The following is a 1209-nucleotide window of genomic DNA, read 5'->3' on the forward strand; positions in this document are numbered from 1 at the left end:
GATCAGAGGATTTGTTGGGTCCGAATACAGATGGATGGCGACATTGCCTTTGGTCGTCGTCAGACCGCTATCGGCACCGTTGAATGTCCCATTCGCGACATTTGTCGAGAGACGATATGTGATCGCCGAGCCGGACGGCAACTGATCCGCCCCAACCGCGTAGGTGAACAAGGTGGAGGCCGACGTCGTTGAAACGGCGTGTCCGATCTCGACAAGCCCGAGCTGACCGATCCGACCGGATAGAGCCGCCGGTAAGGCAGCGGCCGTGTCATCGGCGCTATTGGGGTCTGCGCCATTATTGACATTGGCGGACTCGTCATGGTGAACCTCGAAAGGCTGCACCACCTGAATCGTCGCTGTGACGCCGGAGATTGTGAAATTACGGCCGCTGTCAAATTGCGTGGGTTGATTTGCGGCGTTCGAGAACGAAAACTCGTCGTAGTTTTGGACGATCAGTCGATTGAAGTCGGCGGCGCCATTGACCACGACCGTCGCACCGACAGCAACATCCGTAAACACATAGCCAATGAGCGTCCCGCCCTCATAAACTGCCGTGAAATTCGTCGGAGCCGCACCATTGACGGTGATCGACGAGATGCCGACCCGTTGATCGTCGGAAAAATTCCCCGGGTAAGAATCGTTATCGGCCTTCCACAGCTGCACGAAGATGACCGCTGTTCCACCGCCCTGCACCTGATCGACCACAAACGATGTGGACGTCGCAAGGTAATGTTCGCTGTATGTATAGGTGGCACTGCCACCACTCCCGATTGTTTGAAGATTGTCGACGAAATCGACCCGGACACCATCGGGCTGCGGCTTCTGGTTTGTCGCTCCCGTGATGAAGTGATTGCCGGCACCGATGCTGCCGTTATTTGTGTTGACGGAGTCTGCGGTCCCGTTGTGACTGGCGCCGACAAATCCCGTTAGAAGAATGTCGTGATTGTCGGTGCCGTCGAGTCCGCGCCAATCAGCGTTGCCCGCCTGAACGACGTAATTGCCGAGAACCTGCGGTGCCGTTTGCGGAGGAAGCGCCGTCACCGTCGGCACGTCGTCGGAGACGGCGACATTGACCGTTCCGAGCGCCGTCGTGCCGTCGCTGTCGGTTGCGACCACGCCGACCGAGCCGAGCGCCGCCAGATCGTCCAGATTGAGCCCGGGATGGCTGTCATAATTGCCGTTCAGCGTCGCCTTGACCGTCGCCACGTC

General features: G+C 58.5%; 1 protein-coding gene. It reads right to left on the minus strand.

All coding sequences use genetic code 11. From position 1 onward, the window contains the following. Positions 1 to 1209, minus strand: a 1209-nt coding sequence (locus tag AC1DVA_RS28445) for a hypothetical protein (protein WP_476808135.1), incomplete at both ends; no start/stop codon positions are given.

It is taken from the genome of Allobosea sp. P4_C6 (assembly GCF_056402015.1).